Source organism: Promineifilum sp. (SeqCode) (assembly GCF_041918635.1).
Taxonomy (GTDB): domain Bacteria; phylum Chloroflexota; class Anaerolineae; order Promineifilales; family Promineifilaceae; genus Promineifilum.
In genome coordinates this window covers 1-1,633 of the sequence record NZ_JAYRVJ010000575.1, presented here as the reverse complement: position 1 = coordinate 1,633, position 1,633 = coordinate 1, and the positions used below count along the sequence as shown (strand labels likewise).

Annotated in this window: 2 protein-coding genes and 3 tRNA genes; 4 read left to right on the top strand and 1 reads right to left on the bottom strand. The window is 61.4% G+C overall.

What is annotated here, in order from left to right; all coding sequences use genetic code 11:
* A partial coding sequence (locus ACE3UY_RS17185; RefSeq protein ID WP_374688715.1) for an acetyl-CoA carboxylase biotin carboxylase subunit family protein occupies nt 1–817 on the bottom strand: 817 nt, incomplete at its 3' end.
* 183 nt (nt 818–1,000) lie between these two features.
* Here ACE3UY_RS17185 and ACE3UY_RS17180 point away from each other — a divergent pair.
* The 4 genes from ACE3UY_RS17180 to ACE3UY_RS17165 form a co-directional block, all read left to right on the top strand.
* Nucleotides 1,001–1,073: transfer RNA gene (locus ACE3UY_RS17180), tRNA-Thr, on the top strand.
* A gap of 56 nt (nt 1,074–1,129) precedes the next feature.
* Nucleotides 1,130–1,212: transfer RNA gene (locus tag ACE3UY_RS17175), tRNA-Tyr, on the top strand.
* 58 nt (nt 1,213–1,270) lie between these two features.
* Nucleotides 1,271–1,343: transfer RNA gene (locus ACE3UY_RS17170), tRNA-Thr, on the top strand.
* 150 nt (nt 1,344–1,493) lie between these two features.
* Nucleotides 1,494–1,633, top strand: a 140-nt coding sequence (locus ACE3UY_RS17165) for a GTP-binding protein (protein ID WP_374688716.1), incomplete at its 3' end; no start/stop codon positions are given.

Below are 1,633 nucleotides of genomic sequence, written 5' to 3'. Positions count from 1 at the left end.
CCTCGCCACGAATGAACTCGGCGTGGGTCGCGCCGCGCTCCAATCCGAAGGCGCGCAGCAGACGCTCGTTCACGTCCAGAATGGCTTGCGCCTCGTCCGTCCAGCGGGGTAGGGTGCGTGAGACGAACACGCCGCCCTGATGGGCCACCGTCATGGGCGGCCGGGCGTACTTATGCGGCTGGGCGAACAGGAGGCGGCTGCCGTAGACCAGCGAATCGACGTGGTAGATGTCGCCGGGGATGAACTTCTCCAGGTGAAAGAACGACTGCTCATCCCCCAGCCGGTCGAGCCAGCCCCACACCTCGTCGGCCGAATAGAGCTTCTTGATGCCCATCGCCCCCGCCTCGGAGCGCGGCTTCAGCACCCAGGGCGGCGCTTCGCGCTCCATGAAGGCGTGCAGGCGGGCGTGGCTGAAAACGGGCGAGAAGGGGGGCACGGGGATGCCCGCCCCGGCGGCCTGGGTGCGCATCGCCAGCTTGTCACGGAAGTAGCGCGCCCCCGTCTCACCCAGGCCCGACAGGCGCAGGTGCTCGCGCAATGCCGCGGCCGTCTCCACGTCGTAGTCGTCAAGTGGCACGATGGCGTCAATGGCGCGACCGCGCGTCAGATAGCTGACCGCGTAGAGGATGTCCGGCCGGCGGCGCAGGTCGGGCATCAGGAACACCTCGTCGATGCTCTCCCGCGGCCACGCCTCGCCGGCGTTCTTCTCGCGCGTCAGCAGCAGCACGCGCGCGCCTTGCGCCTTGGCGGCTGTCAGAAACGTCGTCCCCTTGAAATAGCTTGCCAGACAAAGAATCGTGATGGGCTGCTCTTGCATTGTTCGCCTCCATACACAATAATAAGAAGCGCGTCCGAATTCGCAAAATGGCCTGTCCCGCTGTTGACGAAATGAGCGCAAGTGTTATACTACTGGACAGCACTCGGCAAGAGCGCATAGGTTGACTTGCCTTACAGCCGAAAGCACATTTATAAGCTTGGACGCGGCTACAACGATCACCCTGCCGACGTAGCTCAACAGGCAGAGCAATGCTCTTGTAAAGCATAGGTTATGGGTTCAACTCCCATCGTCGGCTCTGCGTGTCGGCTCGCGAGAGTGGCACGGGGTCAAGCCAGTAAAACGAGAATACCTGGGTCAGTGTCCCGAGCGGCAAAGGGGGCGGACTGTAAATCCGCTGGCAGACGCCTTCGTAGGTTCGAGTCCTACCTGGCCCACTAAGCAAACCAGACCCAGATCTCTCTGGGTCTTCTGGCTTACGTGACAGTTGGAAACGCCCACGTAGCTCAGTCGGCAGAGCGCATTCTTGGTAAGAATGAGGTCATGGGTTCAAATCCCATCGTGGGCTCTCAACCTTTGGGTTTCCACTGGCAGAATGTTGGGGTGCTGTTCGTCTCAAGGCGTAGTGAACCAAGATGACCGGTTCCGGAGCAACTCCATTGCGGGGCAGCCGCCGGCCGGAAAGAAATCTGTCATAGTCAATCGAGGGTAAGAAGGAATGGCCAAAGAGAAATTTGTACGCGGGAAGCCGCATGTGAACGTGGGGACGATCGGACACATCGACCACGGGAAGACGACGTTGACGGCGGCGATCACCAAGACGCTGGCGCTGAAGGGCTGGGCAGATTTCCGGGCGTT